We start from the raw sequence: 5,584 nt of genomic DNA, 5'->3' as shown, positions 1-5,584 counted from the left end.
CCGCCGCCCCCTGCGAGGCCGCCGCCGAAGCCGGCGCCGAAGCCGCGGGGGACGCCGGCGCCGCACCGCCGGCGGCGCCCTGAGGCTGACCCGCGAGCGTCACTCCCAGCGCGGTGAGCGCCTTGGTGACCGGCTGGAAGAACGTCGTCCCGCCGGTCGTGCAGTCCCCGTTGCCGCCCGAGGTCACCCCCAGCGCGATGCCCTCGGAGAACAACGGGCCGCCGCTGTCGCCCGGTTCGGCGCACACCGTGGTCTCGACCAGCCCGGTGACCGTGCCCTCCGGGTAGTTGACGGTCGCGTTGAGCGCGGTCACCTTGCCGTCGTGCAACCCGCTGGTGCTGCCGCTGCGGAAGACCCGCTGGCCCACGGCCGGATCGGCCGCGCCGGTGATCCGTACGCCGTTGCCGCCGCCGATGCCGACGATGTTGCTCCCGGCCGCCGCCTGCTGCTTCCCGGCGTCGTACTGGATCAGGGAGAAGTCACTCCCGGGGAAGGCGGTGGAGACCGTGCGGCCCACCTGCTGCCGGCCCGCGTTGTCGGAGAACCAGATGGACCCGGCGGGGCCGCAGTGCCCGGCCGTGAGGATGAACTCGCCCTGCGCGCTGCTCACGTTGAAGCCCGCCGAACAGCGCCCGCTGGTCGAGAAGATCGCCTGTGCGCCGTTCACCCGTGTCGTGAAAGTGCCCTGGGTCCGGCTCATCCGGACGGAGTCGCCGATACCGTCGGCCAGCTTCGTCATGCGCGACCAGGCGGTGGCGGAGACCGTGCTGTCGGCCTGCACCACCACCTCGTTCTTCGTGTAGTCCACCGCCCAGGCCGTGCCCGGCACCCGGGGTGCCGAACTGAGCTTCTCCGTGGCGGACTTGAGGTCCTGCATGCTGTGCGACACGACCTTCGGGCGGGCACCGGCCCGCTTCACCTCGGCCGCCGCACCCGTGTCGGTCACCGCGACGACGGGACGCCCGTCCTCGGCGATCCAGCTGCCGGCGGTCCGCGAGGCGCCCAGCCGGGACACCAGCCCGGCACCCGTGTTCGCGGCCGCCTGGGCCGAACTCTCCGTGGCACGCGACGGGTCCGACGGTTCGCTCGCCATCGCGTGCGTCACCATCATCCCCCCGCAGAGCAGTCCGCCGACGGCCGCGAGGCGCGCCCCCCGTCGGACGATCCGTCGTCGTGCGTGCCTCATCCATGGGCTCCCGAAGCCGAACGGAGCGGCGTCAGCGCCGCTGAGGGCCCCGGTCGAGGGCCCTCCCCTCATACGTGCGCCCACGCCCGCGCGTTCACCCCCGCTCCCAGGTCCTGTGGAAGCCGGGGTCCGGCCCAGGCACCTGGCTGCACTCTCTTTTCTCCGGAGGAGCCGGACCAGAACCAGCCGTGCATGATCGCCCGGTTCGCTCGGCTGGTGAGGCATTGAGGCCGGGCCGAACCGAGGGGTGGGCTGCATGATCCGTGCGTACAAGTTCCTTCTGCGGCCCACCGTGCGTCAGGACCAGGCACTTCGCGAGATGCCTCGGGATCACTGCTCCCTCTACAACGGGGCCTTGCAGGAGCGTCGTGATGCCTACCGCCACGACCCGCCCGATCCGCTGCCCGCGACCGCCAGCATGGCTGGCATCGACCTGGGCATCGCGAACTTCCTCGCCGACTCGGACGGCGCCTTCGTGCCCAACCCGCGCCACGGTCGTCGTGCAGCCGCCAAGCAGCAGATGGCGCAGCAAGCCCTGTCCTGACGATCCTGCACGCCAAGGCTGAAAGCGCCGGACGGGAAGTGATCGCCGTGGACCCCCGCAACACCTCCCGCACCTGCCCCGAACGCGGGCACACCGCCAAGGAGAACCGGCCCACACAGGAGAAGTTCCACTGCGTTTCGTGTGGCCACGGCGCGCACGCGGATACAGTGGGCGCCCTGAACGTTCTACGGGCCGGGCTGGTCCATCGCGAAGCTCAACCCGCTTAGCGAGAAGCCACCCCGTTTACGGGGTGGAGGAGTCACGATGGCCGTATGCGTGTGCTGATCCCGCTCCCCGACCACGACTTCGACGTCACCGAAGTCGCCGTACCCTGGCGGATGTTGACGCAGGCGGGGCACGACGTCGTCTTCGCGGCCGAACGCGCGGGCACCCGCCCGGAGGCGGACCCGCGGCTGCTCACGGGCGTCCTGTTCGGACAGCTCGGCGCGGAGCCGGAACCCCGCCGTTTCTACGGGGAACTGACCGGGTCGGCCGCGTTCCGGGCCACCGTCTCCTGGGCCGACGTGGACATCGAGGACTTCGACGGAGTGCTGCTCCCGGGAGGACACGCGCCGGGAATGCGGCAATACCTCGGCTCAGCGTCGTTGCAGCGGCAGATCGCCCGGTTCTGGGCCCTGCGGCGGCCGGTCGGAGCGATCTGCCACGGCGTCCTCGTCCTGGCCCGCGCCCAGGACCCCGCCACCGGCCACAGCGTCCTGGCCGACCGCCGTACTACCTGTCTGCCCAAGTACATGGAACGCACCGCGTACTTCAGCACCGCCTGGCGCCTCGGCCGCTACTACCGCACCTATCCCGCCTACGTCGAGGACGAGGTCAGGGCGGCCCTCACCGAGCCGGGCGGACGGTTCGAACGCGGCCCGCGCACGCTCACCCGGCGCGGCACCGCCACCGACGACACCCACGCCTTCGTCGTCCAGGACGGCCACTACCTCTCCGCCCGCTGGCCGGGAGACGCCTACCTGTTCGGCCGCCGCTACCTCGCCCTGCTGCGGAGCACACCCGGCCGGGACGACGGCGCGGCCTGATCCCGCCTCGCCGGACCTCCTTGTCGATCAGGCGCCGTCCCGGGGCCTGATCGAACGACAGCCCCTAAGCGCGGGCGCGGGTCCGGGCCCGCACCTCGTCCGGCGTCAGATACACATCCGTGCGCTCGAAGTCCCGCAGGGTTCCCTTCCGGTCCGCGAGGAATCCGGTGCGGACGAAGTCGTCGCCCGCGACGGCGTTGAGCAGCCAGTTGGCGCCCGTACGGAACCGGGCGGCGCCCGTGCGCAGCGCGTACAGGTGGTATCCGCGGGCCACGACCTGCGCGGGCGCGCCCTTGAGTCCGATGCCGAGCGGTTTGGACACGGCGTCGTGGCCGCCGAGGTCGACGACCAGGCCGAGGTCCCGGTGTCGGTAGGGGAAGGTGGGCTGTCCGCGCAGCCTCGCCGCCAGGACCTTGGCCGCGTGCCGGCCCTGCCGGGCCGCGTGCTGGGCGGTCGGCGGGCAGGGGGAGCCGTCGTCCTTGGCCAGGTCGGGCACCGCCGCCGCGTCGCCCAGCGCGAACACCCCGTCCAGCCCCGGCACCCTGAAGTCGGCCTCGGTGGCGATCCGTCCGCGTACGGTCTCCGCGCCCAGCGAGTCGACCAGCGGGCTCGCGGCGACACCGGCGGTCCACACCAGCGTCCGGGAGGGCAGCACCCGCCCGTCCGTGAGGGTGACCGCGTCCTTGGTGACGGAGGCGACGGACGTGCCCAGCGAGATCCGCACGCCGCGCTCGCTCAGCAGCCGCAGCGCGCTCGCGCCCAGCTTGTCGCCGAGTTCGGGCAGCAGTTTCGGGGCCACGTCGACCAGATGCCACTTGATGAGGCCGGGGTCGATACGGGGGTGGTAGCGCTGTGCCGCCGCGGTGGTCAGACGCTGCAGACAGGCAGCGGTCTCGGTGCCCGCGTATCCGCCGCCGACCACCACGAACTGGAGCCGTGCCGCCTGCTCGTCGTCGTCCGACGTGGCCGCCGCCAGGTCGAGTTGGGCGATCACATGGTCGCGCAGATACGCGGCCTGGGCGAGCGTCTTCATGCCGCGCGCCTCCTCCGCCAGACCGGGGATGTCGAAGGTGCGCGTCACGCTCCCCGGGGTGAGCACCAGGTAGTCGTAGCGCAGGTCGACGAGATCCCCGGTGATCTTCCGGACGACACAGACCTTGGCGTCCGGATCGACGCCGATCACCCCGCCCGGCACCAGCGCCGTGCGGCGCAGGATCCGACGCAGCGAGGGGGCCACGGACTGGGGGGTGACGACACCGGCGGCGACATGCGGCAGCAGCGGCAGATACAGCTGGTAGTCGGTGGGGCTGATCAGGGTGATCCGGGCCTCGCCGGGGGTGAGCGTCCGTTCGAGGCTCCGGGCGGCCTCGACTCCGGCGAAACCCGCGCCGACGATGACGATATTCGGTCCTTGCATCCGAGCAGCCTCTCTCCACTGGTGCCAGCCGCGAGCCTCAGGCTCACACGCGGCGCGGACGTCTGCCACCGCACCGCAGGTACACCGCGGGTACCCCGAGTCGCACGAAGCACGATCTCTACCGATCGGTAACTACCCCTTCCCCCTCCGTACACGCGCTGCCAGGATCATCTCTGCCGCGGCGACGGTCCCGCGACCAGGCACCGTCGCCGTCGCGATGTACGCGTACTCCATCAGCAGACGTGCACAACAGACGTGAAAAGGGGACAGGCATGACGAGACGCGGTGTGGTGCGCCGGATCGGCGTGGTGTCGGCGGTCGTGGCGCTGGGGATCGGAGGGACGGTCACCGCGGCCGGGCCCGCCGCCGCGGCCCCGGCCCAGGCGGTCGCGAGCACGTCCACGACGGCCGACGTCGACTACGCCACCTGGCAGCGGGACATCCAGGCCGTCATCGACCAGGCGGTGCCGTACGTCGAGCAGCGCACCGACGCGGGCGGCCGGAGGCTCGCGGTCGTCTTCGACATCGACAACACCACGCTGGAGACCGACTTCCACCCCTGGTACGAGCTGCCGACCCCGGCGGTCAAGGCCTCTCTGGCGCTCGCCCGCTACGCGCACTCCCGCGGTGTCGCCGTCTTCTTCGTGACCGCGCGTCCGGGCATCATCGCCGCCGAGACGAAGTGGAACCTGAGGAGCGTCGGTTACCCGGTCGACGGCCTCTACGTGCGGGACCTGCCGGACCTGTTCGACGAGGTCAGCGCCTACAAGACGGGCAAGCGCGCGCAGATCGAGTCCCTCGGCTACACGATCATCGCCAACGTCGGCAACAACACCACCGACCTGGTCGGCGGCCACGCCGAGCGCAGCTTCAAGCTGCCGGACTACGACGGCCAGTTGTCCTGACCCGGACGGCTCGGGTGCAGCGGGGCCCGCGGACCGGCCCGCCTACACTTCCGCCATGGACGAGGCCTCGCTGAACACGCTGGGATCGGGCAAGTATCTGCTGATCACCAGCTATCGCAAGAACGGTACGGGGGTGGCCACGCCGGTCTGGGTGGTGCCCGACGGCGCGGCGCTCGGCGCCTGGACCGTCGCCGACAGCTGGAAGGTGAAGCGCATCCGCAACCGGGCCGACGTCCTGGTCGGCCCGTGCGACGTGCGCGGCAGGCCGACGGGGGAGCCGGTCCCGGCCACGGCGGAAATCGTCGACGCGGCCGAGACCGCCCGCTACCGGAAGCTCATCGCCCGCAAGTACGGGCTGGTGGGCCGGCTCACCCTGTTCGGCAGCCGCCTGCGCCGCGGCGCGAGCGGCACGGTCGGCATCCGTATCACTCCTGCTCCGTGACACCGTGAGACCGGCGGTCGTACGGGGGTCCCGCACAGCCCGGA

The 5,584-nt window shown here is 71.8% G+C and carries 7 protein-coding genes; 5 read left to right on the top strand and 2 right to left on the bottom strand.

Annotated features, from left to right (window positions below):
• Nucleotides 1-1,186 (bottom strand): S1 family peptidase (locus tag ACFWBT_RS41435; protein ID WP_385709544.1); only part of this gene is annotated, 1,186 nt, incomplete at its 3' end.
• A gap of 256 nt (nt 1,187-1,442) precedes the next feature.
• Between ACFWBT_RS41435 and ACFWBT_RS41430 the strand changes: the two genes are divergently transcribed.
• From ACFWBT_RS41430 to ACFWBT_RS41420, 3 genes are read left to right on the top strand one after another with little or no spacing between them, the layout of a single operon-like run.
• A complete protein-coding gene (locus ACFWBT_RS41430; RefSeq protein WP_385709541.1) occupies nt 1,443-1,730 on the top strand; it encodes a transposase in 288 nt (95 codons plus the stop codon).
• 38 nt (nt 1,731-1,768) lie between these two features.
• Entirely contained in the window at nt 1,769-1,957 is a 189-nt protein-coding gene (locus ACFWBT_RS41425; protein ID WP_385709538.1) for a zinc ribbon domain-containing protein, read from the top strand.
• 45 nt (nt 1,958-2,002) lie between these two features.
• Nucleotides 2,003-2,776, top strand: coding sequence for a type 1 glutamine amidotransferase domain-containing protein (locus ACFWBT_RS41420; RefSeq protein WP_385709535.1), 774 nt, complete (start codon nt 2,003-2,005; stop codon nt 2,774-2,776).
• Nucleotides 2,777-2,840: 64 nt separating this feature from the next.
• Here the strand turns inward: ACFWBT_RS41420 and ACFWBT_RS41415 are convergent, their stop codons facing one another.
• Nucleotides 2,841-4,193 (bottom strand): NAD(P)/FAD-dependent oxidoreductase, encoded by a 1,353-nt coding sequence (locus tag ACFWBT_RS41415; protein WP_385709532.1) that lies wholly within the window; start codon nt 4,191-4,193, stop codon nt 2,841-2,843.
• A gap of 272 nt (nt 4,194-4,465) precedes the next feature.
• On the opposite strand from ACFWBT_RS41415, the gene ACFWBT_RS41410 reads away from it, so the two are divergent.
• Together ACFWBT_RS41410 and ACFWBT_RS41405 are read left to right on the top strand one after the other, a co-directional pair.
• Nucleotides 4,466-5,098, top strand: a complete 633-nt coding sequence (locus ACFWBT_RS41410) for an HAD family acid phosphatase (protein WP_385709527.1) — start codon at nt 4,466-4,468, stop codon at nt 5,096-5,098.
• Nucleotides 5,099-5,153: 55 nt separating this feature from the next.
• Nucleotides 5,154-5,540, top strand: a complete 387-nt coding sequence (locus ACFWBT_RS41405) for a PPOX class F420-dependent oxidoreductase (RefSeq protein ID WP_385709523.1) — start codon at nt 5,154-5,156, stop codon at nt 5,538-5,540.
• The last annotated feature ends 44 nt before the right edge of the window (nt 5,541-5,584 follow it).

Source organism: Streptomyces sp. NPDC060027 (genome assembly GCF_042737005.1).
Taxonomy (GTDB): domain Bacteria; phylum Actinomycetota; class Actinomycetes; order Streptomycetales; family Streptomycetaceae; genus Streptomyces.
This window is presented reverse-complemented; position numbering and strand designations above follow the sequence as displayed.

Bases quoted from the DNA above. Each gene is read 5' to 3' on its own strand.
- ACFWBT_RS41420 (WP_385709535.1), top strand. From the start codon at position 2,003: ATGCGTGTGCTGATCCCGCTCCCCGACCACGACTTCGACGTCACCGAA.
- ACFWBT_RS41410 (WP_385709527.1), top strand. From the start codon at position 4,466: ATGACGAGACGCGGTGTGGTGCGCCGGATCGGCGTGGTGTCGGCGGTC.
- ACFWBT_RS41405 (WP_385709523.1), top strand. From the start codon at position 5,154: ATGGACGAGGCCTCGCTGAACACGCTGGGATCGGGCAAGTATCTGCTG.
- ACFWBT_RS41430 (WP_385709541.1), top strand. From the start codon at position 1,443: ATGATCCGTGCGTACAAGTTCCTTCTGCGGCCCACCGTGCGTCAGGAC.
- ACFWBT_RS41415 (WP_385709532.1), bottom strand. From the start codon at position 4,193: ATGCAAGGACCGAATATCGTCATCGTCGGCGCGGGTTTCGCCGGAGTC.